The sequence below is a fragment of the Bradyrhizobium sp. 155 genome, from assembly GCF_023101105.1.
Lineage (GTDB): Bacteria > Pseudomonadota > Alphaproteobacteria > Rhizobiales > Xanthobacteraceae > Bradyrhizobium > Bradyrhizobium canariense_D.
Genome location: NZ_CP064704.1, coordinates 5,138,672 through 5,165,138 on the forward strand (window position 1 = coordinate 5,138,672; position 26,467 = coordinate 5,165,138).

Here is a 26,467-nt window from a genome sequence, read left to right on the forward strand (position 1 = left end):
CTATGCAGCCAATGTAGACAGCAAAGTTCTTCTCAGGCAGGCACCGCGGCGCATGGGAGCATCCCACCCACGGCCATCGCGAGGACGTGATCTACCTGGTGCGGCGGATCAGTCCTTCGGACGTCGCTTCAGGCGCGCCCGTTTTGGCAGCTGCGCCGGCCACTGCACGATGTGGTTCTCGAGCTCATCGTCCGGAATCTCGACCTCGCTGCCTTCGACCCGTCCGCGTACGGAGACGCCCGCGTCATGCACGGTGTCGGGATCGCCTGACACCAGGGGATGCCACCAATAGAGGTCGCGGCCTTCCGCAACAAGCTTGTAGCCGCAGCTCGGCGGCAGCCAGTTCAGGGTGCGGACATTGGCCGGGGTCAGGCGGACGCAGTCCGGAACCTTGTCGGAACGATTCGCGTAGTCCTTGCAGCCGCAGGTCACCCCATCGAGCAGCTTGCAGCCGACATGGGTGAAATAGATGTCGCCGGTGCCATCTTCCTCGAGCTTGTTCAGGCAGCAGCGGCCGCAGCCGTCGCACAGGCTCTCCCATTCGGGCCCCGACATCTCTTCCAACGTCTTGGTTTTCCAGAAGAATCCTTCCTGGCCTGAAGGTCGTTTGGGAGCTGCGGTCATGCGCCTCAACAAAAGTTCGAAAGAGCTACGGTTGGTGCCATCTAGGGCGTGCGGTCGTGGGGCTGCAAGCAACGCCCGCGTGAGGCCCGTAATGAACCGGGGTCAATTAGGCCTGTTGTTCAAAATCGCAAGCGTGACCATTGGTTTATAGGCCCTGCTCGGCTAGAAGGAACAGCAAGTCCCCACCGTCGCTGGCCGGGCGCCTTGGGTTTGCCGCAACACTCCCGCAAGACGTCTCGATGCCGCCCCCGGCCGGGTGCTTGAACGCTTTCGAACCAAGCCGCAAGGGTTCTAGGTGCGCCAGATCATACCACCGCATTGGAAGGCCCGGATCCGGAATTTCTTCCTGGACCTCGATGCGCGCATCGACTCCTCGCTGTTCTCCTCGGCCAAGGGCATCCGCGAGCTCTACGAGCGCTACTCGACCTTCATGGACCGCTTCTATGTCGGGCGCTGGAAGCGCTGGGTGTTCATCGAGCCGCTGTCGGAGGCCGCGACCCTCGGCCTCGGCGGCCTGGTGGTGATGCTGACCCTCGCCATTCCCGCCTTCCGCGAGACGGCGGACGAGGACTGGCTGAAGAAGTCCGACCTCGCGGTGACCTTCCTCGACCGCTACGGCAACCCGATCGGCAGCCGCGGCATCAAGCACAACGATTCGATCCCGTTGGAAGATTTTCCGGACGTGCTGATCAAGGCGACGCTCGCGACCGAGGACCGCCGCTTCTACGAGCATTTCGGCATCGACATCGCCGGCACCGCGCGCGCGCTCGTCACCAACGCCCAGGCCGGCGGCGTCCGCCAGGGCGGCTCTTCGATCACCCAGCAGCTCGCCAAGAACCTGTTCCTGAGCAACGAGCGCACCATCGAGCGCAAGGTCAACGAAGCCTTCCTCGCGGTCTGGCTGGAATGGCGCCTGACCAAGAACGAGATCCTCAAACTGTATCTCGACCGCGCCTATATGGGCGGCGGCACCTTCGGCGTCGACGGCGCCGCGCATTTCTACTTCAACAAGTCGGCACGTGACGTGACGCTCGCCGAAGCCGCGATGCTCGCCGGCCTGTTCAAGGCGCCGACCAAATACGCGCCCCACATCAACCTGCCCGCCGCCCGCGCCCGCGCCAATGTCGTTCTCGACAATCTCGTCGACGCCGGCTTCATGACCGAGGGCCAGGTGTTCGGCGCCCGCCGCAACCCCGCCTTCGCGGTCGACCGCCGCTACGAGGCGTCGCCGAATTATTATCTCGACTACGCCTTCGACGAGATGCGCAAGCTGGTCGACACCTTCCCGAAATCCTACACTGAGCGCGTCTTCGTGGTCCGGCTCGCGATCGACACCAACGTGCAGAAGGCGGCGGAGGACGCGGTCGAGAACCAGCTGCGCCAGTTCGGCCGCGACTATCACGCGACGCAGGCCGCGACCGTCGTCTCCGATCTCGACGGCGGCATCCGCGCCATGGTCGGCGGCCGCGACTACGGCGCCAGCCAGTTCAACCGCGCCACCGACGCCTATCGCCAGCCGGGCTCGTCGTTCAAGCCTTACGTCTACACCACCGCGCTCCTCAACGGCTTCACGCCGAATTCGATCGTGGTCGACGGCCCGGTCTGCATCGGCAATTGGTGCCCGCAGAACTATGGCCATTCCTATTCCGGCGCGGTGACACTGACGCAGGCGATCACGCGCTCGATCAACGTTGTACCCGTCAAGCTGTCGATCGCGATCGGCCAGAAGGAGCAGCCGAAGGCGCCGAACCCGGCCAAGATCGGCCGCGCCAAGATCGTCGAGGTCGCGCGCCGCTTCGGCCTCAAGGCACCGCTGCCCGACACGCCGTCGCTGCCGATCGGCTCGGACGAAGTCACCGTGCTCGAGCACGCGGTGGCGTACGCGACTTTCCCCAACCGCGGCAAGGCAGTGACGCCGCATTCCGTGCTGGAAGTGCGCACCGGCGCGGGCGATCCGGTCTGGCGCTGGGACCGCGACGGGCCGAAGCCGCGCCAGGCGATTCCCGCCTCCGTAGCCGCCGACATGGCTGGCATGATGAGCCACGTCGTCAGCGAAGGCACCGCGCGCCGCGCAGCCCTCGACGGCATTCCGACCGCGGGCAAGACCGGCACGACGAATGCGTATCGCGACGCCTGGTTCGTCGGCTACACCGGCAATTTCACCTGCGCGGTCTGGTACGGCAATGACGACTATTCGCCGACCAACCGCATGACCGGCGGCTCGCTGCCGGCGCAGACCTGGCACGACATCATGCTCGCGGCGCATCAGGGCGTCGAGGTCCGGGAGATCGCCGGTGTCGGCATGGGCCAGAAGCTGCCGCCCGAGCGGATCACCAACGCACAGGCCAATGCGGCGCCGAAGGTGCTGGAGACCAAGCCCGGTCCGCCGCCCGTATTGACCAAGCGCGGCGCCGACGTTTTGGTGCGCGTCGAGAAGCTGCTGGATGACGCGGCCAGGACCGCGGCCAAAGCGGCCGCCACCGACCCCAAGCAAGCCAAACCGGCATCGTCCACGAGCGCGCTCGCCTTCCCGCAGAACTATGCGGAAGAGAATGCGAACGCATCCGCCCCGCGCAAGAACTGACCGAACAAGTGCGGCTGATCCTGATCACATTGACGGCCCTTCTGCTCGCAACCGTGGTGGGCGTCGGCGCGACCTGGATGACGACGACGCGCGGCACCGAGATCGGCGCGCTGACCATCGGCCCCTGGACCGCGCGTCCGCGCACCGGCACCGCCGACGTCGATCCCTATTCGCGCGCCACCATCGTGCGCAACGGCGAGCTGCCTATCGGCACCGGCGACGGCGTCGCCTTCACCGCCACCGCCGACGACAAGAAGAAGGTGCTCGACGGCCGCTGCGACGTCGTGGTCTCCGGCGTGACACCGCCGGCACGGTTCTGGACGCTGACGCTTTATGACCGCAAGGGTCATCTCGTTCCCAATTCGCTGCAGCGCTACGGCTTCACCAGCCAGGAGATCGTGCGGCAGTCCGACGGCTCGTTCGAGATCCGCATCGCCTCGCGCTCGCGCGCCGGCAACTGGCTGCCGACCGGCGGCATCGAACGCTACGCGCTGATGCTGCGGCTCTACGACACCCCGGTCGGCGTTGCCACGCGCACCCAGCGCGACGCGCCGATGCCCACGATCACGACGGCGGGCTGCTCATGATCCGGCTGTTGTTCACCATCGTTGCCGGCGTGGTGCTGGGCCTCGTGGTCCATCTCGTCAGCGTGCTGGCGTTGCCGCGGATCGCGACCCAGGACGCCTATTCGCGGCTGACGCCGATGACGAAACTCAACGCCGTCACGCAGCTTCCGCTCGCCGATCCGCAGACCTCGCCGATGCCGTTCATGGACCCGGCCTTTGCGCTCGCGATCTGCCGCTACGATCTGTCGAACGGGCCGATCAAGCTGACGGTCCCCGTCAGCCAGGCCTACACGTCGGTGTCGTTCTACACCCGCAACGAGATCGCCTACTACGCCATCAACGACCGCTCGGCCGGCAAGAAGGTGATCGAGCTCGACCTGATGACCGAGCCGCAGCACAACGAGCTGCCCGAAGACGAAGAGATCACCGCCGCCGACCGCCTGATCATCGATTCCCCCAGCACCACCGGCCTGATCGTGATGAAGGCGCTCGCCCCCGAGCCCGGCCTGATGCCGCAAGCGCAGTCAACCCTCGCTGCCGCGAGCTGCGGACCGCAGACCGAGCCGCCGGCCAAGGCGGAAGCACCGCGCGGACGGCGCTGAGGCGCGGCTTCGGCGGCGCAAAAACAAAAAAATCGAAAAACAACCCCATGCACAGTAGCGGGGGTATTGAAATCATTAGCCATTTTGATTGCACCAACTAGGCGTTTGCCGAACCGATACATCCCTGCCCGTCGTGCTGTTCAGCTTTGACACGTCGGGCAAAACACTGGCAGAATGGCATCATCGAAAGTTCACCCGCGCGGAGCAATCCGCCGCGGGTTTTTTCATGCGGGAGCGCAGGTGCCATGATCGAGAAACACTCTTGTCCCCCGTGCGGGCGGGACTAGCGACGCTGATGTCCCGAGCACCGGTCTGTTACTTCAAGATCCGTGCTGATTCCAAATCCTCAATTCCGCTCGGTTTGGCGTCAACTGTTCCCGATCACGGACGGCCGGTCACGAGTGCTAAACGCGGAGATTGAGCAATGCCAAAGCATGACGAAACATCGAAGCAGCGGGAGAAGCGGGAACTCGACGAGGAATTGGACCGGCAATTGCAGCAAACCTTTCCGGCCAGCGATCCGCTGAAGATCACGCGGGGCTCAACCAAACCACAAGCAGCAAAGCCGGCTGCGCGCGACAGCGAACGACGGCGCCGCTAGTCTATCGATCAGCCGACAGAGCGGGAGCCGTGGTCTCGCGGAAAGAAGGGTTCGCCGGCGAGCGATGAGCCGCGGTACGCGTCACGCCTTCGGGTCGGTGCCGATCAGCGGATTTGACATTGTGCGTTCAGAGCCGGCGGGAGGAACAACGAGAACGTCGACACTCAACGAACGCAGGACTTCTTCCGTTACGCTCCCGATCAAGGCCCGAACCAATCCAGATCGCCCGTGCGTCCCCATCACCAGCATGTCAGGCTGCCTCTCCGAAACAGCACGGGTGATGACCTGCATGGGCCCGCCCTCGCCGACCTGGAGAGACCATCGTTGCGTGCCGAGCTTGTTCGCCACCAGAAACTTCGTCAGCTCCTCCGTTGCCTTCAGACGCTCGCTATCGACATATCCGCTGATGACGGCCGCGCTCGCACCGGAGCGGACCAATCGCGCTTTCGTCATCGGCGAGAAGGCGTGAAGGATCGTTGTTGCGCCCTGTGTCAAGAGTCCGGTGGACAGCCCCACGCGGATTGCATCGGCGGATGTATCCGACATATCGACCGGCACCAGAGCGCGTTCATAGCGCCGCTGCGCCTCGTTGTTCACCATCAGAACCGGATACCTTCCTCCGCGAATTACACGCTCGATTGTGGTGCCTGTGAAGATGTCGCGCAGAAACTGCTTACGATGGGCTCCCATTACAACGAGATCCGCGTCGGCTGCTGCAGCCGCTCGCAATATCCCGTCAAAGGGATGGCCCTTGACCACGATCGGGTAGCACTGAACGTTTTGCAGCTCCGGCATGGATGCGATCTGCTCAACCAGCACCCGCTGTGCCTCACGCTCTTCGATGCGGATCAGCTCGGCTGGCTGATCCTCGTCGACGACATGAACAAGGTGCAGAGTTGCATCAGGGGAGCGCGCCAGGAGGCCGGCCTGCCGCAAAGCGCGATTGGACCGCGTCGAGAAATCTGTCGCAGCGACGATATTCATGTCAGAATCCTTACAATTGCGAACGGCCGCCGGCCCGATGGCCTGCCAAGCTCGACCAGCGCGGCAATTCGGTTGCCTTGCGGAGGGCCTATGACGCTGTTGCCTGCCAGCTTCGTTCGTCCGGTTTGGCCTGGACCGACGATCTGGAGCCGAGAAGCAACGAAGCATCGCGCCCCGCGAACATGCGGCGCACGATATCTTTCTCGCTCATAAGCAACTGTTGTACGCGGTGACGGAGGTGAACCTCCCAACGTCACCTTTTAGGATCGTGAGGAATTGGCGCTCGGCGGCGAGCGAATGCCTCGCGGAAGCCATCGGGATCTGAAATCCAGATGAACATGACCCATGAGGTCAGGACGAGCAGCGCGAAGAACACCGACATGAGAAACTCCCGGCTTTGGTTGCAGAAATGTTGAGGTACCATCCCGGACGATCTGAATCGTCCGGGTTACCGGCGGATCTGCAGCTGGGTCCTATAAATCCGGCGTCGTAGCGTTGTAGTCATCACTGCCTCTGTTTGCGGTGCGGCTCGCTTGCGAGCGGCATGTGCATTGCTCGCTCTGCCGGGCACCGAGCTTCCAGCCCTCGCGAACGCGGCATGGACTGAGTTCGGGGCTGATTGCCTCCGATCAGGCGGCCAACATGCAAAGACTTCGGCGAACTCGCCTACTACTCAGCGTCATGCATCATGTACTTAGAGGTGGGCATGCGATGCAGGAAATCAAATGCGACATTTAGCCTGGATTGGCCGACTGGCCGATCAAGGAACCTGCCGCAAAAAATCGCGCGTCTCGCGCTAATTGCCCTCTGGTCCGCGAACTTGCGCACTCTTTTCGGCGGTATCGCGAAATCGCGCTGCGCCCACCAATACGGTCAGCGCAATAGGCGTGGTTACCACGCCAAGCCCGATGATCAGGATTTCGTGCAGCACGGGCCTGCTCTGAAGTACCGAAAAGCAAACGATTGAAGCAGCTGCAATGAATACGGTGCCCAGCGTTGTCCCGAGCGTCGGCGCGTGGACCCGCTCGTAGAATGTGCCGAACCGCAAAAGGCCCAGCGAACCGACCAGTGTGGCGGCGGCGCCGACAAGAAGGAGAAATGCCGTGAGAGCCGCAGCCCAGGGCGGCAGGTGTTCAATGCCGTTCATTCCATCACCTCGCCGCGCAGCAGAAACTTCGCTAGCGCAACCGTACCAACAAAACCGAAGAGGGCCATGGCCAGAGCCGCCTCGAAATAGAGCGTTTCGCCGGATCGAATCCCGAACGTCAGAAGCAACAACATCGCGTTCACGGACAGCGTGTCGAAACCCAGAACGCGATCCTGTGCTCGCGGCCCCCGAAAGATGCGAGCCGCGCCACAGCCGATAGCCAACACCAGAAGTACCTGCGCGGCGACAAGCGCGTAGATCAGCAAGAGCTGGCTCATTCGAATATCTCCAGCAGATGGCGTTCGTAGCGCTGCTTGATCGTGCGGATCCACTCGGCTTCATCGACCAGGTCGAGAACATGGATCATCAACAAGCCCTTCTGTGCATCGAAATTCACCCACAGCGTTCCGGGCGTCGAGGTGATGATGCAAGCCAACATGGCCAGTCCGTAGGGATTGCGCATGTCGAGCGGAATGTTCACGAACCCGGATTTTCGCTGCCGGCGCCCAAAGCCGAGAATGATCCGGCCAACCGCCAAGTTAGAGCGGATGATATCAATCGCTACCAATCCCAACAGGCGAAGAAGGACGCCGGGTCGCCTGACGTGCGTGCTTGGCAGCTCCAGCACGGTGAGGATCCGCCCGCCGACGAGCGCGATCACACAACCGAGGAGGACATGTCCGACCGTGACTGCTTGATTGAGCAGCAGCCACAATGCGAGAAGACAGAAGCTCACCCGCGGAAAGGGCAGGAATCGCGTCATTCGCCACCCGCCTTTCGGCTGCCTTGGACGCTGATCTCCAGGACGTCGCTGACGTAGCCCGCCGGGGCGTGCAGCGATTGCGCCGTTGCCTGCATGAAACGCATCACCGGACCGGCGAGCACTGTCTGGGTCGCGCAAATGATCAACAGGAACATGATGGGCGCCATTTCGATCAGGCGCACACGCGGCACGGTGCGATCTGGCGAGGCCCAGAAGGAGCGGATACCTGCTCGGGTCAGCGCGACCAACGCCGCAAAACTGGACACGAGGAGCGCCAACAGGAGCGCCCATCCACTGCCGGGAACGGCACCGCCCGGATGCATGTCTGAAGGATGAAGCGCCGCCGTCAGCAGCGCGAATTTGGCTATGAACCCCGACAGCGGCGGAAGCCCGGCGATGACCAGGGCGCATCCGATAAAGGCGACGCCGAGCAATCCCATCGTGGCCACAATGGCCATGCCGACTTCCTCTTCGGTATCGTCCGCACCGTCGTCTTCTCCGTAAGCTTCTCGCGTGACGGCGATCACGTCAGCTCCGGGTTCGCGGCCGCGCTCGATGAGTTCGGCCAGAAGGAAGAACGCGCTGATGCCGAGAGTCGAGCTGACCAGGTAAAACAGTGCTCCGCCGGTGACACTGACTTGCCCGGTCCCGGTGGCTGCCAGCACGGTTCCGGAGGATACGAGCACCGAAAAGCCGCCGAGACGGGCGGTGTCCTGGGATGCCAATGTGCCGATTGCTCCGAAGGCGATCGTCGCCACCCCGCCCCACAACAGCCAGTCACTGCCGAAGCCCGCTGACGCGCCGCTGCCCTCACCGAAAAGCAACAGCGATAGACGGAGGATGATATATACGCCGACCTTGGTCATGATCGCAAAGATCGACGCCACCGGTGGACTCGCAGATGCGTAGGCCGTCGGCAGCCAGAAACACAGAGGCCACATGCCGGCCTTGAGCAGGAAGGCCACGGCCAGCATGCCGGCGCCTGCTTCGAGCAAACCGCGGCTCTCCGCAGCGATTGCAGGTATCCGCGCCGAGAGGTCCGCCATATTGAGCGTCCCGGTGACGCCATAGATCAGGCTGACCCCGATCAGGAACAATAGAGACGCGACCAGATTCACGACGATGTAGTGCAACCCGGCCTTCACCCGTGCAAGACCGGAACCATGCAGCAGAAGTCCGTACGAAGCGGCCAGCAACAACTCGAAGAAGACAAACAGGTTGAAAAGATCGCCGGTCAGGAAGGCACCATTGAGGCCCATCAACAGAAATTGAAAGAGCGGATGAAAATGCGCGCCTGTCCGGTGCCAACGGGCAAGAGAGAACACAACCGACGCCAACGCCAGGATGCTGGTCAGGAGCAGCATGAGCGCGGAGAGCCGATCGAGAACGAGGACAATTCCGAACGGAGCAGGCCAATCGCCCAGGCGATAGACTTCCCTGATTCCGGGGTGACCCGAATCAGACATTCCGAGCAAGATCACCGCGACGCAAACGAGTGCAACCGTTGCGGCGACATTGACCGCAGCCACGATGTTGCGGTGCCGCTCTCCATTCAAGAGCAGCATGCCTGCGCCGGCAAGCAGGGGCAGGACGATGGGCGCAACGACGAGATTTGCGATTCCGCTCACGCCTCGGGCTCCTGACCATCGACGTGATCGGTGCGAGCCAGGCCGCGCGACGCGAGGAGAACGACAAGGAACAACGCCGTCGTCGCAAAACTGATGACGATTGCAGTCAGTACGAGCGCCTGTGGTAGCGGGTCAGCATGTTTCGTTGCATCCCCGATCTCCTTTGCGATCAGCACCGGCGCTCCCGTCCGCACCCGTCCCATGGCCACGATGAAGAGATTGACGGCGTAAGAGAGCAACGAAAGCCCGATGATGACTTGAAACGTGCGCGGCCTGAGGATCAGCCACACTCCGGACGCCGTAAGCGCACCTATGCCGATGGCCAGGCTAAGCTCCATTACACCAACTCCTCTTTCGCTCGCTCATCGTGCGCGCGTTGCCCCGCCTGGAGCGGCACGCCATAGCGACGCAGCGATTGATGCGCGATTGCGATGAGCATCAATACCGTGGCGCCGACGACGAGCGAGAACACACCGATATCGAAGAGAAGAGCGCTGGCCGTGGGGACGCGACCGAGCAGAGGCAGTTCGGCATATGCAAAGTACGAGGTCAGGAAGGGGTGTCCGAAAACGCAGGCGGCAGCTCCCGCACACCCTGCCAGCAAGAGGCCGAAACCCATCCAACGCACCGGCATGACGTGAAGACGAGCTTCCACCCACACCGTGCCGCGAGCCATATACTGCAGGATGAACGCTGTTGCCATTGCGATGCCGGCGACGAAGCCGCCGCCCGGAAGGTCGTGCCCGCGCAAGAGAAGGAAAATGGCCACGACGCCGATCACGGGAAACAGCAGCCCCATCATCAATGCCGCGGTAGCAAGCGTGTCCTTGGCAGTGTCGCCCTTCTGTCGATCGGGATGAGCCTCGTCGTGGGCATCCTGGGCATGCTGCTGTTCGGGAACGGGAATGCTTTCGGGGGCCGGACGGAAACGGCGCAAAAGCGCAAAGACGGTCAGTGCGACGACCGCAAGCACGGTGATCTCGCCGAGCGTATCGAACCCGCGAAAATCCACCAGGATGACGTTCACCACGTTGGTTCCGCCCCCCTTCGTATAGGCGTTTTCCACGAAGTATCGCGAAATGCTGTGGTTGTCCGGGAGCTGCATGGCCGCCAGCGCAAGCGTGCCCAAACCGAGCCCGGCGAGGAGCGCGATGGAGAAATCGCGAACGCGGTGCCACCGAATGCTGTCGGGCGCCTCTGCCGGGCCTGGTCGCGCAATGCGTTTCGGCAGCCACCGCAAGCCGAGCAACAGGAGAACCGTCGTAACCGTCTCAACGACGATCTGCGTCAGCGCGACATCGGGAGCGGATAACCAGACGAAGCTGACGCAGGTGACGAGACCCGCGGTCCCGAGCAGTATCAGCGCCACCACCCGATGAAATTTGGCCTGGACCGCGGCCCCCACCGCGCAGCCAACGCCCACCACCCAGAGTAGTCCAAAGACGAGGTCGAATTCCCTCCCTGACGGTCCCGTCAGCGAAAGGCCGCTGGCGTAGAGGGGCAGCAGGGCAGCGACGAACGCCACGCCAGCCAACAGTCTCAATTGTGGTTGGAGACGCCTCGTGCCGAGATTGGTGGCGAGCCATCGTGCAAGCCGCCAGGACAATGTCACCAACACCCAGTCAAAGATCCGCTTGCCATTGATGCGACCGAGCAAGGGCGGTCCCTCATGCGCGAGCAGGTAGGAGCGCAGCATGACGTAGACGCCCAACCCACCGGCCATCGCTACGATGCTCATCAGAAGTTCAGGCGTAATTCCGTGCCAGAGACGAAGGCTGTACTCCGGCATCGCGGAGCCGAGAACCGCCCGAGCAGCCGTATCGAGGATCGGCGCCACTGTGAGAGCCGGCGCGACACCGACGATGAGGCATGCCAGCACGAGCAGTTCGGCCGGAAGTCGCATCAACAGGGGCGGCTCATGTGGAACGCGTGGCAAGCCGGTTGGAGCCGGGCCGAAGAACACGTCGCGAATGAAGCGCAGCGAATAGGCAACCGTGAACGTGCTGGCCAGAGTGACGATGTACGGCAGCGCCTGATCGACGAGGGAATTGTCATGGACCTCGATCGTCTCGGCAAAAAACATTTCCTTCGACAGAAAACCATTCAGCAGCGGCACTCCCGCCATTGCCGCGGCAGCCACCATGGCCAGCGTCGCCGTAATCGGCATGAAGGCCCACAGCCCGCTAAGGCGGCGGATGTCGCGCGTGCCGGTTTCGTGATCGATGATGCCGGCCGCCATGAACAGCGATGCCTTAAAGGTCGCGTGGTTCATGATATGGAAAATCGCCGCGATCTGTCCGAATGGGGTATCGAGTCCGGTCAAAAGCGTGATCAGTCCGAGATGGCTGATCGTCGAGTAGGCCAATAGCCCCTTCAGATCCTGCTGGAACACGGCGAGAAAGGCGCCCAGAAAAAACGTGATCAGGCCGATCGAGCCCACCAGCCACAGCCATTCATTCGTTCCACCCATTGCCGGCCAGAGCCGCACTAGAAGGAACACTCCGGCCTTCACCATTGTTGCCGAATGGAGATAAGCTGAAACGGGAGTTGGAGCGGCCATCGCGTGCGGCAGCCAGAAATGAAACGGGAACTGGGCGCTTTTTGTGAGAGCGCCGAGAAGGATTAGAACGAGTGCGGGGACATAAAGCGCGTGCGAACGGATCGCGTTTCCGGAAGCCAGCACCTGCTCCAGGTCATAGCTGCCGACGATGTGCCCGATGAGCAGCACGCCGGCGAAGAGGCAAAGCCCACCCGTCGACGTGATCACCAGCGCCATCCGCGCGCCGTCTCTCGCCGCCGCGTTGTGGTGCCAGTAACTGATCAGCAGGAATGAAAAGAGACTGGTCAGCTCCCAGAAAAAAACCAGTTGGAGCAGGTTGCCGGAGAGCACGATTCCCAGCATTGCTCCCATGAAGGCGAGCAGCAGGGAGAAGAACCGCGGAACGGGATCACTGGGTGACATGTAGTACCGGGCATACAGCACCACCAGAAAACCGATGCCGGTGATCAGCATGGCGAAGGCCCATGCGAACCCGTCAAGCCTCAGCACAAATGCGAGTCCAAGTTCAGCGACCCAGTCCGTTCGCCACCCGACAACGCCGCCATTCGTCACGTTCGGATAAGCCGCACCGATGAGGCAAAAAGCTGTAAGTGCGACCGCTCCAGCGAGCCATGCCTCAGCGTTGCGTGCATTGACCCGCAAGAGCGCCGCAATAAAGCTTCCTGCGAAAGGAAGGACGAGAACGGCAAGCAGGAACATTTGCGTTCATTGCCCCAGGCTGCGAGGTGGAGAGATGCTTTCGCTGATCCTCAATTGCTTAGCCGAGGCGGATCGATATCTCCACTGCTAGATTTTAGCGCCATTGTGATGGTTTGGCCGGAAACCGCCATTCCGGCGGACACTGGCTCCGCGATTGAGCGGTTCAGATCCAGTGTGGAAGGGTGCCAGTCGCGGCGGCAACGACGGCGGCGAGAGCGCCCAGCAACGCACAGAATCCGCAGAGCGCGATCCCCCGCCAGCCACTCATCTCGACCGGCTCGGTGTCCTCAGCTGGGCTGACCTCGGAGCGGTATCGCATGTCATGGCGCCCGTTCAGTGTTCCATCGCCAGGTGCAAGCGATCGATGCCGACTATAATAATGGTTCTGTAGAACTACGGCTCACATTCACGTCAAACCGCCGCCCGGAGCCTACCGGTGCGACAAGAGCGATCGCCTGCAGCAACGTCAGCCTGTCCATCCCACGCGGTGTAATCTTCGACGCACGTTCTTGCGCAGCTGGGTAGACCCGCGTGCTTGTTCGATGTCTCACTTCAATGACGCTCCTTGTCTCCTCTCGATACTTCGCGTGCACAGGTGCTGTGCGGTTTCGTCGCAATGTTTCCAGGGAAATGAACCACTATAGTCAGAGCATCATGGCTTATGTCATCGACATTGATGCGCGCACCGCGCGTTTTGCTCTTCACGCCGGCCGCCTCCAAGCAGGCGGTTAGCCGGGCGGTGTTCGCGCCGTCCGGGCCCTTTTCCAGCTTTCGTGACCTCCAGTCGAGAGGTCGTCTTGAAGCAGAAGGAGTGCGCCGTGCTGCCTCTTCCAAAAATTGCACTGACCTCATCAGACTATCCGCGGCTCGAACAGCTCGCCCGGCTCGCCGTCCAAAAAGGAGATTTGGACGGGATATTCCTCATGGGCGAAATCAACCGCGCCGATATCGTCGCGGACGAAACGGACAACGTCCGTCCTTTCGTGACGATCGGATCATGGGTCACCCATTGCACGAATTGGGGCGCTCCGCGTCGCACCGTGCAACTGGTCTGGCCTGAGGAGTGCTGGTCGGATCCCGCCTGCATTTCGGTGTTGACCCCGCTGGGTACAGCTTTGATCGGACTGCGGGTCGGCGATCAGATGCCGTACTTCGTCGCCGGATGTCTGAATGTCGTCAGGGTCCAAAGCCTGACCCCATCGGATTCAAAGGTCGTCCCATTCTTTCGGAGAGGGCCGACGCGGTCAGGCAACCCGTTCGATGACGACCCCGGACCAACTGCAGCATAGGAGCGACCAATGCGCAATTTCGAAGCTGAGAGCCGGCGAGAACAGCCGGCGTTGCCGCCGATCAAGATTACTGAGGACGAATCACGGCGCCTCAGTTCCTTGGCCAATTCGAGCATGGATCTGTTTCCGCGAGTGGCCCATTTTCTGGCTCGAGAGATGGAACGTGCCACGGTGACGGACGAGAACAACTTGCGAGGCGTGATCAGGATGGGATCGAAAGTGACCTATCGCGATGACGAGACGGGTGCGAGCCGAGAGATCGTGCTGGTCTATCCGCATGAGGCAAACATCGAGCTCAGTCGGATCTCGGTCCTGACGCCTGTTGGAGCGGCCTTGATCGGCCTATCGCCGGGACAGCGGATCGACTTCGAGACGCCCCACAAGCGCACCAGGGGCCTGACCGTTCTCGCTGTGTCCGAATAAGGCGCGTACGTTAAGTCAGACCGAGCATCGCCGTCTTGCGATGTGGGCGCGTAGTCCCGAGGACGTCGCGCCCGGATCTGGCCCTTCGTATGAATTCGACAGCGCACACGCCTTGGTTTCGTAGCGCTGTGGATCACCGCGCCTCTCACTATTGCAGGACTGGTCGCCCAACGACTCTGCGCGGCTTCGATCCATCATAGTGAGTTTGCAACGCGGTGTGCCCCCCAGAGGACCGGGGCTCAGGGGTCGTAAAAGTCGTTCACGAGGACGTCTCAAGTCGCGGCCGTGCGGTTGATCTACACACTCGCTCTTTGGAAAAGGACAGGAACATTCCTGCGATTGCCAAGTTTTCCCGATGCCCTTCCCCAAGGGCGACCCCGAGTGGCCCCAGCTCCATGCCCCCCAATAGCCCCGCGAGCTGGGGCCCGTTTTTTTTCGAAATTTGGGCTGATAACGGGAACCAAGAACCACTTCTTTGGTTGGGCATCATTCGCAACCGCACCTCAAATAACGTGGTGCCGACACACGAAGGACCTCAGCTGGCCCAGCCCCGAGCTGAAGCCCTTCTTGTGTCGTGCGCGCATTTTTAAGCCGAATTCGGAACGAATATTCGACCCTTGAATCATTCCACGTCAGCTAAGTGTCGGATGTCCAACCGTGTCGCGCTTAAATCAGTTCGCCCGTGAGGCCGCAGCGGCATTGCTGCGCATGGCAAAAACAACAAAAAATCCCACGGTCGCTGCTGGCTTGGTCCAGCGTGCGGCAGACCTGAAAGACCGCACTGGCGAGCTTCCTGCCATTGATGTCGAGGCCATGGCCGAAGAGCCGCCCAAGCCCTTGACGAAGAACTAAGGCTGCCTCGGTCGGAGAAGGCTTCGTCCACTCCCCTCAGGACTGAGCGGGCGGAGTTCCGGTATTCAGAAGTTGAGCTACGGCGGTCACGATTTGCGCAGGTGCAAATGGCTTGGTCAGCAAGATGCTGTTGGGCACGCCGTGGGCGGGCCATTGATCGGCGGCTGCGCCTGTCATGTAAATCACAGAGATGTCCGGATTTAGCTCCCTGGCGCGATGGCCGACTTGCCAGCCATCGAGCTTTCCGAACAAATTTATATCGGTAACGAGTGCGCGATACTTGGTTTGGTTGCCCTGCAGAAGACTAACTGCATCCTCCCCGCTGACGGCGACTTCGGCTTCAAAGCCGCCATCTGACAATGCGTCGGCCACCATGTCGCGGATAAGCTGTTCGTCTTCGACGACGAGGATAGTAACTCCCGTCCCTTGCATGCTGGCCCCCTGCGCACCCCGCTGTGCGATCGGGAAGGAACTCGCGATAAAGAGTTATGTTCCATTTTGAACACAGGGAGCAAGGGTCCCCCGCCCAACGGATGTCAGCTCGACTTCAGGAGTGCAGCTTCTTGCGCAACTTCCCGATCAATTCGCGAAAGCCCGCGACATACTCTTGGAGGATGCGCCACCGGGCCTCGTCGCCCTCGCTGACCAGCCGCACGGCCGCAGGCGGCCTTGATCCAGATCGATCTTTTAACTCTCTCAGGGCTGCGGCGGTTCTTCTGGCGGGCTTGGTGGCGGCAGTCCGTATTCCAAGGCGCGCTTTGCCGCCAGCTTTCTGTAAGCCGCCGCCTGGTTCAACAGCAGAGTTTTGAAGGTCGAATCCTGCTCGCCCGCCGCCAATTTCTCCAGACTGACGGCACGCTCCAGGTATTCGTTCAACAGTTTCATCGCCGCCCCCGGCTTTTTTCGGACCCTTAAAAAATCTCACGGCGCGAAAAAAGGTCAAGCGGGGAAGTCCGGCTACCGATCCACTCCCTCAGGGTGAGCGCAGTATGGGAATCCTGGTGCCCGTTGAGGCACCAGGCAGTCAGGGAAGAGATGACGGCTAAGGCCCAGAGAACGGACGGTGCTACGGTGGCCGCCGACGGCCGGCGGTCAGGATTGTACCGCGGGTCAGACCCTGGTCATTCAAACTGATCCAGAATCTCTCGCACCTTCAGCGCCAGTTTTGCTTGCGAGATTGGCTTCTCCAGCAGGTTGACACCTTCATCAAGCCTTCCCTGATGGACCACGGCATTACGCGAATAGCCCGTCATGTACAGGATCTTCAGTCCCGGTCTAATTTGATGCGCGCGCCTGCCGAGCTCGCGACCATTGATCCCCGGCATGACCACGTCAGTGAGAAGAAGGTCCACCTTCGAATCGTCTTGCAGGAGAATGGTCAGAGCGGCCTGAGCGCTGCGGGCCGAGAGGACGCGATAGTTGAGATCCCGCAGGACGTCAGAAATATAGACGCGCAGATCCTCATCGTCCTCGACGACGAGAACGGTCTCGGATAGCTCACCCTCGGCAATTTCCTCAGGTGCGATTTCTTCGGGCCGTGTGCTTCCGGAGAAGCGCGGAAAGTACATCTTGATGGTGGTGCCCTGCCCCACCTCGCTGTAGATTTTTGCGTGGCCTCCGGATTGCTTGACGAAGCCGTAGACCTGGCTCAGGCCAAGGCCGGTGCCGTGGCCCGGCTCCTTTGTCGTAAAGAAGGGCTCAAAAGCGTGACTGAGAACGTCGCGCGACATTCCGCCTCCGGTGTCAGTCACGCAAATGGCGACGTACTGACCGGGCGCCAGTTCAGGATTGAGCCGGCAGTAATCATCGTCGGCGGAGATGTTGGCTGCTTCCAAAGTCAGCTTTCCGCCGTCGGGCATGGCGTCACGAGCGTTGATTGCCAGGTTGACGATGGCTGACTCCAGATGATTGGCGTCGGCTTCGATTTCCCAAAGACCCGCACTTCCGACGGTCTGGACTTCGATGCGCTCTCCGAGCGTGCGCTGAAGGAATTCCTGCAGGCCATTGACGTAGTTGTTTACGTTGATTGGCTTGGGATCGAGCGCTTGTCGGCGCGAAAATGCCAACAAGCGACTGGTTAACGCCGCGGCTCTCTGTGCGCCGCGCTTCGCGTTTGCGAGCGCCCGGTTCAGATTGGCTCCGGGCGCCTTGGCGTGCCGCTCAGCTGTTTCGAGATTGCCAAGGACGATCATGAGCAGATTGTTGAAGTCGTGCGCGATGCCACCGCTGAGTTGCCCCACCGCTTCCAGCTTTTGGGATGCGGCGAGTTGCTCCTGAACGTGCTTGAGCTCGTCCTCGGCGCGCTTCCGGTCCGTAACGTCGCGCGTGACTTTGGCGAACCCGACAATGTTTCCGGCCTCGTCCGTGATGCGATCGATGATGACGGATGCCCAGAAGCGGGAGCCGTCTTTTCGCAGGCGCCAGCCTTCCGCCTCGAAGCGACCATGCTCCGCCGCCTCTGAAAGCGCACGCTTGGGCACACCGAGTTCGATGTCTTCGGGCGTGTAAAAAGCGCTAAAATGCTGACCGATGATCTCCGGCGGCGCGTAGCCCTTGATCCGCTCTGCTCCGGGATTCCAGGTTGTCACGTTGCCCAGTGGGTCGAGCTGAAAGATCGCGTAATCGACCACGGCCTCGATTAGCTGGCGATAGCGCCGCTCACTATTGAGAAGCTCTTCATGGGCTTCCTGACGTTCGGTAACATCTCGCGTGACCTTGGCGAAGCCATCACTTCGCCGGCTTGATTGCGGACGGCATCGATGATGACCGATGCCCAGAAACGGCTTCCGTCCTTGCGGACTCTCCATCCTTCGGCACTGAAGCGGCCTTCTCGTGCTGCGACGCTCAAGGCGCGCTCTGGAAGCCCATTGGCGCGATCATCTGGCGTATAGAAGGATGCGAACGACTTGCCGATGATTTCGTCGGGCGAGTAGCCCTTCAACCGCTGGGCACCGGAGTTCCAGCTGCGGACTGTGCCGTCGAGGTCGATCATGTAGATGGCGTAATCAACGATTGCGTCGATGAGCAGTTGAAGGCGCGCAGTATCGTCGATCCCGTCAAGTTTTGACTGATGGGCTTGCAAATGGTCGACTCCGGTGTCGGGGGAGACCGTTTAACCGCGAAGTCTTTTTATTGTTCCGTGGTGCTGCTTCGTGCGTTGCATGCCTCTGTCGGAATCTGGATCTCAGTTGCACCACTGAGGGAGCGAGGATCTTAACCATCAGGCGGCGCTCCGATCAGTGCTCCTCGGTCGGATACACTCATTTGCAGGGTGTGATGCTTCGCGTTGCGGTCAGCTTGATCCAGTGGACGGGCGGCGCCGAACGTTCCTTTCAGCATGACCGGCACTCCAGCGACGCCTCCAGCTTCCAGATCAGCGGATCGCTTGTGCGGCAGAGACGAGCATGATAGAAAAGGCCATCGGGTCAAACACAACCGCCCGACCAGCTTTCGAGCCAAGCGTTGTTTCGCTCCATTATGGAGGTGAAACATGTCTTGCGACAGCACCACTGGCTCAATCGGCACATCCAGCGCAGCCTTCGTTCCTTCTCCAAGCCCTGCATGGTTCTGGAAACTCACGCTCGCGCTGCTGGACGGCATCACACGGCGCCGCCAATACGACGAGCTTCTCGAACTGGATGACCGGCTTCTCGCGGACATCGGCTTGTCGAGAACAATCGTTGGGGAAGCTCGACGGTGTTACTTCTCAGGTTGGCGCGACAAATCGGATATTGTCGATTCCTGTCGGTGAGCGCCCCACACCTGCGCGTGCGAAGGCGGCGCGTCTGCTTGTCCCTGTGGATCAGACGGCCGCCAGGCTCGTGAAAGGCCGAAGGACTTTTTGACCGCGATCTTGACGTCTTCTCAGAAGTCCAGCTTGTCGCGTATGGCATCAATTCCGGCTTTCGCGCACGCTTCGTCCGCGTCACCGCCCGGCGCGCCGGACACGCCGACCGCTCCGACCAGGGAGCCGCCGGCTTCAACGATCAGTCCTCCGGCAATGACGACCGCTCCGGGAAGGTTGCGAATGCCCGCCTGCATCATCCCCGGCTGGCTGATCGCATTGAGCTCGGTCGTGCTGGTCTTGAACGAGGCTGCTGTCCACGCCTTGCCTGCTGCCGTCGAGGGCGTGTGAGGGCCTGCAAAGCGATCGCGCAACATCACTTGCGTGACGCCGAGGCGATCGACGACGGCAACTGCAACCTGGTATCCACGGGTGCGGCAGTTCGCCAACGCAGCGCGCGCAAGATCGAGCGCCAGTTCTGGACCGAGCGATTTGTAGGCGACCAGACCTTCCTCCGCCCGTACTGGGCAGATGGACGCAATCAGCAGGGCCGTCGCGACCGACAGGCATCGAACGTTCATGGCAATCTCCGGCATAGGTGACCAAAGGCTTATTTGCTCTCACCATATGTCAGATCATCGAACAGGGTCACGCTATCTGCCTTGGTCCACAGGCCGATCATGCCCGCGTCCGGAATGGTGGCGTCTTCCACCTCGAACAATTGCTTTCCGTCATAGCTCACCTTGAACCGACTTCCTGCAAAGTCGCAGCGCAGCAGGTGCCATTGCCCGGACGACACCGGCGCGCTGACGCCATAGCCGCCTCTGCGACCCACGATCTCGAGCGACATTCGAACGCCATTGATCGTCTTGTAGAGAACGACATTGTCCTCCAGCGCGTTAGCCCGGACCACGTAGTAATTGTCGGCATCCTTCGCACGCCAAATGACTCCCGCGGCGCGATCCTCGGAGCCGGCAACGGCCTTGAATTTCACCTCGACGAAGCCGTCACGGATGGACGTATCGCGCTTGATGGCGAGGGGAAACGTCGCCCGTCCGGATTGCTTGAGAACGTTCGGCTTGCTTGGCGCCGTAGCCTCGGCCTCGACGGTCCATTTCGGCTGTCCCTTGCCGGTCATCGTCAAAGTCCACCCGTCGGGCGAAGTTCCGACAGCAGCGCTGTCGAAATTCAGGGTCTCGGCCATGGCATTTCCTCCCATCAAGTCAGCATGGATGGCAGCGCAAGCCTGGCCCATGCAGAAGATTGAATTCGTGCGCGGCCTGCCGCGCTCGATCTGCACTCATCACTCATCGGAGAATGCGAGGAGGCCCCCGTGAAGACGCGGCGCGTCTTCGGATCGAACGCGGCGTGATCGAAATCGCTGTTCAGTCCGTTCGGGATGGCGATGACGCCCAGTCGCTTCAATAGCATGATGCCCTTATCGATCAGCGGAAAAAGGGAGGGTCGAGACGACCAGCGAGAGCCCCGCCAACAGCAACAGTGCCAACACAGCCTTGCGAAAGGTCTCGTCCTGGATGGTCCCGAACATCTTGAAGCCGGACCAAAGGCCGGCGACCATGAAGGGAACGCCCAACGCGTACAGCACCAGTGTTTCCCTGGTAATGGAGCCGGCCGCTGCCTGGGACAAGGAGATGACCACGAAGGCGATGAACAGCACCGGCTGAAACACGGCCCGCTGCAAATCCTTCGGCCAACCGCGCCATTGGCACGATATCGTGGAGATCACGCCGCCGAGCCCCGTCAACCCGCCAAGCATCCCATTCGAGATGCCTATTGCGATGTCTGCTCCGGTGCCGATTCTCATGGGCGCGAACACAGGGCGCGCCAAGCCGTAAATGGAGTAAATCATCAACAACACACCGACTCCGAACCTCAGATAGAGGGGATTGAGATAGACGAGAATTTCAACGCCAATCGGAATGCCGATGACTGTTCCAAGCGCGAGAGGCCATGCCTTGCGCAGATCCAGGACATGTCGCAGCCTATAAATGCCGTAGCCTTGGGTGAGCAGACCGTACCCCGCGATCAAAGTGGCGGTCTGGATCGGCGTGATGATGTGCAGCCAGACACCAGAGACGACCAGGCCCATCGCGAAGCCAGAGAAGCCGCTGACGAAGCCACCGGCAAGGGCGGCAAGAGCAAAGATAGCGAAGCCAAGTGCGTCCATATGATCGTCCCCGGATCGAGGTGGCGAGCGCTTGGATGGGACTCCATCTCACGGGGAGGTCTCGGTATCCCCGAATCGTCAGTTGTTATGTCAGATGCTTCTCTCGCCCATCGAATAGCTTCGAAGCGTGCCGTCCTGGTCGTAGACGAAGCGATAATGGACTTCGTCCGACATGCCGCGGATTCGACTCGGGTCGCACGACAGCGGCTTCATGACGTAGGTCATGGCAGTCCTCCATTGAGATCACGGATGAATTTCGAGTTGGATGGTTCACGATCGCTGCCGCCCGGCAGAGTCCGTCGGCACGGTGATCCCACCGCCGACAGCGAGGCCCTGGTGGGCGCGAAACGGATAAAGGGGCTTGCAGAGGGGATCGGAAAACGGAAGACATGCAGCGTCCTTGTCGAAACCGGGACGCGATTCTTGGGCATGTCGCCTCACGGGGAGATCGCTTCCCCGTGAGGCAAATATTACGCGCCGGTCGAATTTGTCAATGCCGTCGAAGCTTTGTTTCTAACCATAGACGGCGCGGATCCGACCAAGCTTCTCGTCACCTGCTGGTGCTCGTGAACGTGTCACCCATATATGTCGCTGTCGGCTTGGACCGCAGATGATTGATTTTGGCTCAACGGCGCTCGGCGTTGTCAGGCCGGGCCCGCCAATCACGTCCCACCGTTTGATGATCCTGATCCGATTGATCGGCTCGGCCGGCGCGATCGCCATCGGTGCCGCCTTGCGCCTTCCAATCACGTTCGATCTTAACGTCTTCGGCGTTCTTCCTGTCTTGGTCTCGGGCCTGTTCAGCTTGCTCGGGAGTTCGATCCGGCTGCACCGGAACGGTCGCCTGCGCCTGACGTGCAGGAGCCGTCTCGTCGGCGCGTGAGGGACTGAGCGTACAAGACAGTAATACTGCCGCGGTGATCACTAGGACACGCATGCCTACCTCCTCCGTTCGTAGAACGGTAACGACCGATACAAGCTTGGGTTCGGAACGGTCGGAGCCGTTTCAGTGCTGCAATGCGATACTTGCGCGTGAATTTGGCCAGCTCGCATTTCACCGAACCTCTTCGCGCGCAGCTCCCGCCTCGCATCAGCTCTTCGTGCTCGCCGCCTTGTCGAGCGCCGCGCGCAGGCCCTCCGCAAGCTTGACGGCATCATCGTTGGCCCAGAAGTGCATGAAGAAGAGCCGAGGCTGTTCGTCCAGCATGTGGCTGTGCAGCGCGGTCACCTCAATGCCGCGCGTCCGAAGCGCGAGGATAACCGGGTTCACTTCGTCGCTGGTCAGCACGAAGTCGCCCGTAATGGCCGCCCTACCCGCGCCCGTCGGCTGGAAGTTGATGGCGATTGCGACGCCCATGGCGGCGACGGGGGTCAACAGCATGCCGTCCTCCGTGATGGGGTCGCGCCGCTTCACGTTGAACTGGTAGACGCCGCCGTTCGCCTGCCCCTTGACGCCGATGATCTGGTCGAGCTTCGCCGTGTCGAGGTCGATGGCGGGCGGCGGATTCGCCGGCGCCGTGACCGTCAGCGGGGTCTTGCTTTCGGCCAGGGCATCATGGATCGCCGCGGCCAGCTTGACCGGGTCGCCATGTCCGGCGACGTGCATGTAGAACGTCGCCGGGCTCGCACGCAGCAGATGATTGTGCACGGCGGTGATCTCGAGCCCGCTCGCGATCATCTTCGCCATCACCGGATTGATCTCGGTTTCGAGCAGCACAAGATCGCCCATGACCATGGCGCCGCTATGCGCAGGCTTGAACGCGATCCAGCCACCGAGCGCCAGCGCCGGCTTGATCGCGACGCCGTCCAATGTCACGGAGAGATCGGTGCGGGGAAAGCCGTAACGGCGGACGTCGTCCGAGACGGCGGGCTTGCGGCCCAGGGTCTCGTCCACCTTCTGCCAGTCGGCATCCTGGGCATATGCCGGGATGAAGGGGCCGAAGCGAAATGCAAGAAGGCAGACGCCAATGCCGACCACGGCCCAGATGATTCTTTTCATCGTGCTACTCCTCGGCTTAGTTTCGCTCTTTAACCCGACCACTGCTGTCGACGACCAGCGTCACCGCCTTGCCGTTCTTCACCGCCTTGGCGGTGACGCCTTCAGCCGTCGACTTGATATCGCTGACTTGCGCGTAGCCGGCCGCCTGGATCTTGGCGACCAACTCCTCCTGTGTCAGAGCGTGCGCGCTCGACAGCACGCCCGCGATCGCAAGCAACAGGACCGTGCGGAAGATTGCTCGTGTTCGCATGATCATTCTCCTGGTCTTGTCCTGCCCCAAGTGAAGTCCGTTTCGCGATCTTCCCCTACTCGGTGCCAACACGGCGCAACAGGCCGCGGGCATCAATGCGCACAGCGATGCGACCGGCGCGGACGCCGTGCCGAGAAATCGAGCCAGTCTGCTGGATGCAATCGAGGAAAGTATGATGACATGGTGCGCCCTTGGTGATCAGGACGCGATGCTTGGGCATGTCGCCTCACGGGGAGATCGCACATCCCCGAACCCCAAGTAAAAACCCGAGGGCGGCGGCTGTCAACGGGCGTAGGCTTCGGGCGGCCCACCGAAGTCGCCGACGAACGTCACAAAGAATTCACCGCTCCGCGGAACCGCGCCAGCCATGTCTTGAAACTCGCGGACGGCCCCGCTAGTGTCCTTTGCGTGGGGACAAAGCAGACTCCCCGTGAGGCCTCGGTCCAAGCTCTGCGCAGCACGCCATTCGTGGAGCTTGCGCATGGACATCGAACGACACCCTTCTCATCGACACACCGTCGCCATCCTCTCACGCGGAGACGCTGCCGCGCGGCGGGATGCGACGGCGCAAAACAGCCGCTTCGTACACGTCTTCGAAGCACTCGCCGCCGTCGGCATTGAAGCCCAGCCGGCGATCTATGATGAAAGCTTCGCCGAGGACGTTCGTGAACAATTGCTCGCGATTGACGGCGTGCTGGTCTGGGTCAACCCCATTCAAGACCGTCGAGATCGCGCTGGTCTCGACGCATTGCTGCGGGACGTCGCGGCTCAGGGCGTGTGGGTCAGCGCTCATCCCGATGTCATCCTCAAGATGGGCACCAAGGAGGTACTCTATCGTACCCGCTCGATGGGCTGGGGATGCGACACGGCGTTATATCAAAGCGCCGAGGCCATGCGCGCCGAGTTGCCGACACGGCTCGCCGCTGGTCCGCGCGTGATCAAGCGCAACCGGGGCAATGGCGGCCAAGGCGTCTGGAAGGTCGAGAGTCTGCCGACCTCCTCCATGATAAAGGTGCTGGACGCGACGAAAGACGCGCCCGAGGAACTGACGCTGGATGATTTTCTCCGTCGTTGCGCGGAGTATTTCGAGAACGGCAGCGTGATCGACCAACCATTCCAGCCTCGCTTAAGCGAAGGCGTGGTGCGTTGCTACATGGCGGGCGATCGCTGTGCCGGCTTCGGCTATCACAAGGTCAAAGCCCTGGTCGACTCGCCGGCCGCCCGTTCCGAGGCCGGACCGCGCCTCTACACCTCGAACGCAGAGCCGCGTTTCCAGCGGCTGCGTCGGTTGATGGAAGACGAGTGGACGCCCCAGCTGACGTCGTTGCTGGATATTGCGCGACTTGACCTGCCTGCGATTTGGGACGCCGACTTCATGCTTGGTCCGGTCCTTCCCGACGGGACCGACAGCTATGTCCTCGGCGAGATCAATGTCAGCTCGGTGCATCCTTATCCGGACGAGGCGCCGGCGGAGATCGCGAGGCGAGTTGCCGATCGGCTCCGGCGCAAGCTTTGACACATGCTGACGGTCCGCGCGCTCAAGCGCTTGCACCTCTCCGTTTCATTCGACTTGCAGGACGGCGAATGCGTCGCCCTGCAAGGGCCTTCTGGCGCCGGGAAGACCCAGCTCCTTCGCTCGATCGCGGACCTCGATCCCAACGAAGGAATGGTCGAACTGGACGGAACGCTCAGGGAGGCCATGCCCGCTCCGGCTTGGCGCAAACGGGTGACCTACCTCGCTGCCGAGCCGGGCTGGTGGTCAGACATCGTGCAAGATCACTTCAGCTGCTGGGATGATGCCTTACCGCTGGTCATGAGACTGGGGTTGCCGTGCAGTTGCGGTCCCTGGCCGGTCCAAAGACTGTCGACCGGCGAGCGACAACGGCTGGGGCTGGTGCGGGCGCTGATGCTGCGGTCGCGGGTTCTTCTCCTGGACGAGCCGACATCGGCCCTGGATTCGGCATCGACGGCGGCAGTGGAATCTTTGATCGCGGAACGCATTTCGAACGGAACGAGTGTCGTCTGGAGCACTCACGACAACGCCCAGGCCTGCCGCGTCGGGTCGAGGGTCCTTGTGATGAATGCCGACGGCGGGATCGAGGACAATCGGCCGTGAGTTACATTCACTTGGCATACGGCGATTTGGTTCCGCCCGCGCTCCTTGTCGTCATGGACGGCGCTCTCTCGCTCGCTCTCCGCCTCAAGCTTGAAAAGCAGCTGGCCATCGCCACCGTGCGGATGGTGCTTCAGCTGGTGCTCGTTGGATACGTATTGACGTTCCTGTTTGCCGCGGTCTCGCCGCTCTGGACCGCCCTCGCCGCCGTCATCATGGTTCTCTTCGCGTCACGGGAAATCGTCGCTCGGCAAAAGCGACGCCTGCCGGGTATCTGGAGCTATGGCTTAGGAGCGGGATGCATGCTGCTGGCGGCCGGTACCGTCACGATGTTCGCGCTTCTGACGGAGCTACGCCCGGATCCGTGGTATCATCCGCGCTATGCGCTGCCATTGTTGGGCATGATCCTGGGCAACACCATGACGGGAATAAGCCTGGGCCTGGACGTGCTGACGAATACACTGGTGCGCGAACGAGCCGCCGTCGAAGCTTGCCTTGCTCTTGGCGGTACCCGGTATCAGGCGTTGCTGCCGGTCCTGCGGGACGCATTGAGAAGCGGCTTCACGCCAATCATGAACAGCATGGCTGCGATCGGCCTTGTCTCTTTGCCGGGGATGATGACCGGTCAAATCCTTGCAGGCGTCGAACCGATCGACGCCGTCAAGTATCAACTCTTGATCATGTTCTTGATCGCCGGCGGGACGGGATTGGGGACGCTCGCCGCCGTGACGGGAGGCGCTCGCCTTCTGACCGATCATCGGCATCGATTGCGCCTCGATCGATTTTCCACCGCCGAGTAGAATTGCGCGAC

At 61.5% G+C, this 26,467-nt stretch carries 30 protein-coding genes and 1 pseudogene; 11 read left to right on the top strand and 20 right to left on the bottom strand.

The annotated features are described in order from the left end of the window. Nucleotides 1-108 precede the first annotated feature (108 nt). A complete protein-coding gene (locus IVA93_RS25030) occupies nucleotides 109-624 on the bottom strand; it encodes a YcgN family cysteine cluster protein (RefSeq protein WP_026233606.1) in 516 nt (171 codons plus the stop codon). A 295-nt stretch (nucleotides 625-919) separates the two neighbouring features. Between IVA93_RS25030 and IVA93_RS25035 the strand changes: the two genes are divergently transcribed. The 4 genes from IVA93_RS25035 to IVA93_RS25050 all read left to right on the top strand — a co-directional run bounded on the left by IVA93_RS25035 (nucleotide 920) and on the right by IVA93_RS25050 (nucleotide 4,977). After that, complete coding sequence (locus tag IVA93_RS25035; RefSeq protein WP_247370897.1) at nucleotides 920-3,208, top strand: transglycosylase domain-containing protein; 2,289 nt, start codon at nucleotides 920-922, stop codon at nucleotides 3,206-3,208. A gap of 8 nt (nucleotides 3,209-3,216) precedes the next feature. Further along, entirely contained in the window at nucleotides 3,217-3,795 is a 579-nt protein-coding gene (locus tag IVA93_RS25040) for a DUF1214 domain-containing protein (protein ID WP_007593444.1), read from the top strand. After that, on the top strand, nucleotides 3,792-4,376 hold the full coding sequence (locus IVA93_RS25045) for a DUF1254 domain-containing protein (protein WP_018458536.1): 585 nt from the start codon (nucleotides 3,792-3,794) through the stop codon (nucleotides 4,374-4,376). Before IVA93_RS25040 ends, IVA93_RS25045 begins: the two co-directional genes overlap by 4 nt. Before the next feature lie 424 nt (nucleotides 4,377-4,800). Further along, the gene (locus IVA93_RS25050; RefSeq protein WP_018458535.1) at nucleotides 4,801-4,977 is read left to right on the top strand and encodes a hypothetical protein; all 177 of its coding nucleotides are present in this window, start codon (nucleotides 4,801-4,803) and stop codon (nucleotides 4,975-4,977) included. Nucleotides 4,978-5,058: 81 nt separating this feature from the next. Here the strand turns inward: IVA93_RS25050 and IVA93_RS25055 are convergent, their stop codons facing one another. The 9 genes from IVA93_RS25055 to IVA93_RS25090 form a co-directional block, all read right to left on the bottom strand. After that, entirely contained in the window at nucleotides 5,059-5,961 is a 903-nt protein-coding gene (locus tag IVA93_RS25055) for a universal stress protein (RefSeq protein ID WP_018458534.1), read from the bottom strand. A gap of 253 nt (nucleotides 5,962-6,214) precedes the next feature. After that, nucleotides 6,215-6,343: a hypothetical protein gene (locus IVA93_RS40795; RefSeq protein WP_018458533.1), complete on the bottom strand. Its 129-nt coding sequence runs from the start codon at nucleotides 6,341-6,343 to the stop codon at nucleotides 6,215-6,217. Between the two features lie 414 nt (nucleotides 6,344-6,757). Then, nucleotides 6,758-7,108 (bottom strand): monovalent cation/H(+) antiporter subunit G, encoded by a 351-nt coding sequence (mnhG, locus tag IVA93_RS25060; protein ID WP_018458532.1) that lies wholly within the window; start codon nucleotides 7,106-7,108, stop codon nucleotides 6,758-6,760. Further along, on the bottom strand, nucleotides 7,105-7,386 hold the full coding sequence (locus tag IVA93_RS25065; RefSeq protein ID WP_018458531.1) for a K+/H+ antiporter subunit F: 282 nt from the start codon (nucleotides 7,384-7,386) through the stop codon (nucleotides 7,105-7,107). Before IVA93_RS25065 ends, mnhG begins: the two co-directional genes overlap by 4 nt. Next, a complete protein-coding gene (locus IVA93_RS25070; protein WP_018458530.1) occupies nucleotides 7,383-7,871 on the bottom strand; it encodes a Na+/H+ antiporter subunit E in 489 nt (162 codons plus the stop codon). Before IVA93_RS25070 ends, IVA93_RS25065 begins: the two co-directional genes overlap by 4 nt. Continuing rightward, entirely contained in the window at nucleotides 7,868-9,499 is a 1,632-nt protein-coding gene (locus IVA93_RS25075) for a monovalent cation/H+ antiporter subunit D (RefSeq protein ID WP_247370901.1), read from the bottom strand. Before IVA93_RS25075 ends, IVA93_RS25070 begins: the two co-directional genes overlap by 4 nt. Beyond that, nucleotides 9,496-9,837, bottom strand: coding sequence for a Na+/H+ antiporter subunit C (locus IVA93_RS25080; protein WP_018458528.1), 342 nt, complete (start codon nucleotides 9,835-9,837; stop codon nucleotides 9,496-9,498). Before IVA93_RS25080 ends, IVA93_RS25075 begins: the two co-directional genes overlap by 4 nt. Continuing rightward, entirely contained in the window at nucleotides 9,837-12,758 is a 2,922-nt protein-coding gene (locus tag IVA93_RS25085; protein WP_247370904.1) for a monovalent cation/H+ antiporter subunit A, read from the bottom strand. The genes IVA93_RS25080 and IVA93_RS25085 overlap by 1 nt, the downstream gene beginning before the upstream one ends. A 163-nt stretch (nucleotides 12,759-12,921) precedes the next feature. After that, nucleotides 12,922-13,077, bottom strand: coding sequence for a hypothetical protein (locus tag IVA93_RS25090; RefSeq protein WP_158091577.1), 156 nt, complete (start codon nucleotides 13,075-13,077; stop codon nucleotides 12,922-12,924). Nucleotides 13,078-13,555: 478 nt separating this feature from the next. On the opposite strand from IVA93_RS25090, the gene IVA93_RS25095 reads away from it, so the two are divergent. The 3 genes from IVA93_RS25095 to IVA93_RS25105 all read left to right on the top strand — a co-directional run bounded on the left by IVA93_RS25095 (nucleotide 13,556) and on the right by IVA93_RS25105 (nucleotide 15,322). Then, complete coding sequence (locus tag IVA93_RS25095) at nucleotides 13,556-14,047, top strand: GreA/GreB family elongation factor (protein ID WP_085352291.1); 492 nt, start codon at nucleotides 13,556-13,558, stop codon at nucleotides 14,045-14,047. Nucleotides 14,048-14,056: 9 nt separating this feature from the next. Then, a complete protein-coding gene (rnk, locus tag IVA93_RS25100) occupies nucleotides 14,057-14,470 on the top strand; it encodes a nucleoside diphosphate kinase regulator (RefSeq protein WP_143273371.1) in 414 nt (137 codons plus the stop codon). 657 nt (nucleotides 14,471-15,127) lie between these two features. Further along, entirely contained in the window at nucleotides 15,128-15,322 is a 195-nt protein-coding gene (locus tag IVA93_RS25105) for a hypothetical protein (protein ID WP_026233604.1), read from the top strand. Nucleotides 15,323-15,358: 36 nt separating this feature from the next. On the opposite strand, the gene IVA93_RS25110 is transcribed toward IVA93_RS25105, so the two are convergent. From IVA93_RS25110 to IVA93_RS25120, 3 genes and pseudogenes are all read right to left on the bottom strand, one after another. Next, complete coding sequence (locus IVA93_RS25110) at nucleotides 15,359-15,754, bottom strand: response regulator (protein ID WP_085352290.1); 396 nt, start codon at nucleotides 15,752-15,754, stop codon at nucleotides 15,359-15,361. A gap of 264 nt (nucleotides 15,755-16,018) precedes the next feature. Further along, nucleotides 16,019-16,207, bottom strand: coding sequence for a hypothetical protein (locus IVA93_RS25115; protein ID WP_247370907.1), 189 nt, complete (start codon nucleotides 16,205-16,207; stop codon nucleotides 16,019-16,021). Between the two features lie 236 nt (nucleotides 16,208-16,443). Continuing rightward, nucleotides 16,444-18,404: pseudogene (locus tag IVA93_RS25120) on the bottom strand (PAS domain S-box protein). Between the two features lie 408 nt (nucleotides 18,405-18,812). Between IVA93_RS25120 and IVA93_RS25130 the strand changes: the two are divergent. Then, a complete protein-coding gene (locus tag IVA93_RS25130; RefSeq protein WP_083926524.1) occupies nucleotides 18,813-19,073 on the top strand; it encodes a YjiS-like domain-containing protein in 261 nt (86 codons plus the stop codon). 113 nt (nucleotides 19,074-19,186) lie between these two features. Here the strand turns inward: IVA93_RS25130 and IVA93_RS25135 are convergent, their stop codons facing one another. From IVA93_RS25135 to IVA93_RS25160, 7 genes are all read right to left on the bottom strand, one after another. Then, on the bottom strand, nucleotides 19,187-19,687 hold the full coding sequence (locus tag IVA93_RS25135; protein ID WP_247371108.1) for a GlcG/HbpS family heme-binding protein: 501 nt from the start codon (nucleotides 19,685-19,687) through the stop codon (nucleotides 19,187-19,189). 29 nt (nucleotides 19,688-19,716) lie between these two features. Further along, nucleotides 19,717-20,310 (bottom strand): hypothetical protein, encoded by a 594-nt coding sequence (locus tag IVA93_RS25140; protein WP_039800453.1) that lies wholly within the window; start codon nucleotides 20,308-20,310, stop codon nucleotides 19,717-19,719. Between the two features lie 234 nt (nucleotides 20,311-20,544). After that, nucleotides 20,545-21,294 carry a sulfite exporter TauE/SafE family protein gene (locus IVA93_RS25145; protein WP_018458517.1) on the bottom strand — a complete coding sequence of 250 codons (750 nt, stop codon included), beginning with the start codon at nucleotides 21,292-21,294 and terminating at the stop codon, nucleotides 20,545-20,547. A 90-nt stretch (nucleotides 21,295-21,384) separates the two neighbouring features. Further along, the gene (locus IVA93_RS40800) at nucleotides 21,385-21,519 is read right to left on the bottom strand and encodes a hypothetical protein (RefSeq protein WP_018458516.1); all 135 of its coding nucleotides are present in this window, start codon (nucleotides 21,517-21,519) and stop codon (nucleotides 21,385-21,387) included. Between the two features lie 400 nt (nucleotides 21,520-21,919). Further along, entirely contained in the window at nucleotides 21,920-22,231 is a 312-nt protein-coding gene (locus IVA93_RS25150; protein WP_231188696.1) for a conotoxin, read from the bottom strand. 153 nt (nucleotides 22,232-22,384) lie between these two features. Continuing rightward, the gene (locus IVA93_RS25155) at nucleotides 22,385-23,293 is read right to left on the bottom strand and encodes a DUF1259 domain-containing protein (protein WP_247370915.1); all 909 of its coding nucleotides are present in this window, start codon (nucleotides 23,291-23,293) and stop codon (nucleotides 22,385-22,387) included. Between the two features lie 16 nt (nucleotides 23,294-23,309). Then, nucleotides 23,310-23,543, bottom strand: a complete 234-nt coding sequence (locus IVA93_RS25160; protein ID WP_026233600.1) for a hypothetical protein — start codon at nucleotides 23,541-23,543, stop codon at nucleotides 23,310-23,312. Between the two features lie 481 nt (nucleotides 23,544-24,024). On the opposite strand from IVA93_RS25160, the gene IVA93_RS25165 reads away from it, so the two are divergent. Genes IVA93_RS25165 through IVA93_RS25175 form a run of 3 tightly spaced genes read left to right on the top strand, consistent with a single transcriptional unit; the run spans nucleotide 24,025 to nucleotide 26,456 of the window. Further along, on the top strand, nucleotides 24,025-25,059 hold the full coding sequence (locus IVA93_RS25165) for a Cj0069 family protein (protein WP_204510700.1): 1,035 nt from the start codon (nucleotides 24,025-24,027) through the stop codon (nucleotides 25,057-25,059). A 3-nt stretch (nucleotides 25,060-25,062) separates the two neighbouring features. After that, the gene (locus IVA93_RS25170; RefSeq protein ID WP_085395539.1) at nucleotides 25,063-25,659 is read left to right on the top strand and encodes an ABC transporter ATP-binding protein; all 597 of its coding nucleotides are present in this window, start codon (nucleotides 25,063-25,065) and stop codon (nucleotides 25,657-25,659) included. After that, complete coding sequence (locus tag IVA93_RS25175) at nucleotides 25,656-26,456, top strand: ABC transporter permease (protein ID WP_247370918.1); 801 nt, start codon at nucleotides 25,656-25,658, stop codon at nucleotides 26,454-26,456. The genes IVA93_RS25170 and IVA93_RS25175 overlap by 4 nt, the downstream gene beginning before the upstream one ends. Nucleotides 26,457-26,467 lie beyond the last annotated feature (11 nt).

Coding starts and splice junctions, on each gene's coding strand:
- IVA93_RS25030 (WP_026233606.1), bottom strand. CDS start 624: ATGACCGCAGCTCCCAAACGACCTTCAGGCCAGGAAGGATTCTTCTGG.
- IVA93_RS25045 (WP_018458536.1), top strand. CDS start 3,792: ATGATCCGGCTGTTGTTCACCATCGTTGCCGGCGTGGTGCTGGGCCTC.
- IVA93_RS25050 (WP_018458535.1), top strand. CDS start 4,801: ATGCCAAAGCATGACGAAACATCGAAGCAGCGGGAGAAGCGGGAACTC.
- IVA93_RS25055 (WP_018458534.1), bottom strand. CDS start 5,961: ATGAATATCGTCGCTGCGACAGATTTCTCGACGCGGTCCAATCGCGCT.
- IVA93_RS40795 (WP_018458533.1), bottom strand. CDS start 6,343: ATGTCGGTGTTCTTCGCGCTGCTCGTCCTGACCTCATGGGTCATGTTC.
- mnhG (WP_018458532.1), bottom strand. CDS start 7,108: ATGAACGGCATTGAACACCTGCCGCCCTGGGCTGCGGCTCTCACGGCA.
- IVA93_RS25065 (WP_018458531.1), bottom strand. CDS start 7,386: ATGAGCCAGCTCTTGCTGATCTACGCGCTTGTCGCCGCGCAGGTACTT.
- IVA93_RS25070 (WP_018458530.1), bottom strand. CDS start 7,871: ATGACGCGATTCCTGCCCTTTCCGCGGGTGAGCTTCTGTCTTCTCGCA.
- IVA93_RS25080 (WP_018458528.1), bottom strand. CDS start 9,837: ATGGAGCTTAGCCTGGCCATCGGCATAGGTGCGCTTACGGCGTCCGGA.
- IVA93_RS25085 (WP_247370904.1), bottom strand. CDS start 12,758: ATGTTCCTGCTTGCCGTTCTCGTCCTTCCTTTCGCAGGAAGCTTTATT.
- IVA93_RS25090 (WP_158091577.1), bottom strand. CDS start 13,077: ATGCGATACCGCTCCGAGGTCAGCCCAGCTGAGGACACCGAGCCGGTC.
- rnk (WP_143273371.1), top strand. CDS start 14,057: ATGCGCAATTTCGAAGCTGAGAGCCGGCGAGAACAGCCGGCGTTGCCG.
- IVA93_RS25110 (WP_085352290.1), bottom strand. CDS start 15,754: ATGCAAGGGACGGGAGTTACTATCCTCGTCGTCGAAGACGAACAGCTT.
- IVA93_RS25115 (WP_247370907.1), bottom strand. CDS start 16,207: ATGAAACTGTTGAACGAATACCTGGAGCGTGCCGTCAGTCTGGAGAAA.
- IVA93_RS25130 (WP_083926524.1), top strand. CDS start 18,813: ATGTCTTGCGACAGCACCACTGGCTCAATCGGCACATCCAGCGCAGCC.
- IVA93_RS25135 (WP_247371108.1), bottom strand. CDS start 19,687: ATGAACGTTCGATGCCTGTCGGTCGCGACGGCCCTGCTGATTGCGTCC.
- IVA93_RS25140 (WP_039800453.1), bottom strand. CDS start 20,310: ATGGCCGAGACCCTGAATTTCGACAGCGCTGCTGTCGGAACTTCGCCC.
- IVA93_RS25145 (WP_018458517.1), bottom strand. CDS start 21,294: ATGGACGCACTTGGCTTCGCTATCTTTGCTCTTGCCGCCCTTGCCGGT.
- IVA93_RS40800 (WP_018458516.1), bottom strand. CDS start 21,519: ATGACCTACGTCATGAAGCCGCTGTCGTGCGACCCGAGTCGAATCCGC.
- IVA93_RS25150 (WP_231188696.1), bottom strand. CDS start 22,231: ATGCGTGTCCTAGTGATCACCGCGGCAGTATTACTGTCTTGTACGCTC.
- IVA93_RS25155 (WP_247370915.1), bottom strand. CDS start 23,293: ATGAAAAGAATCATCTGGGCCGTGGTCGGCATTGGCGTCTGCCTTCTT.
- IVA93_RS25160 (WP_026233600.1), bottom strand. CDS start 23,543: ATGCGAACACGAGCAATCTTCCGCACGGTCCTGTTGCTTGCGATCGCG.
- IVA93_RS25165 (WP_204510700.1), top strand. CDS start 24,025: ATGGACATCGAACGACACCCTTCTCATCGACACACCGTCGCCATCCTC.
- IVA93_RS25170 (WP_085395539.1), top strand. CDS start 25,063: ATGCTGACGGTCCGCGCGCTCAAGCGCTTGCACCTCTCCGTTTCATTC.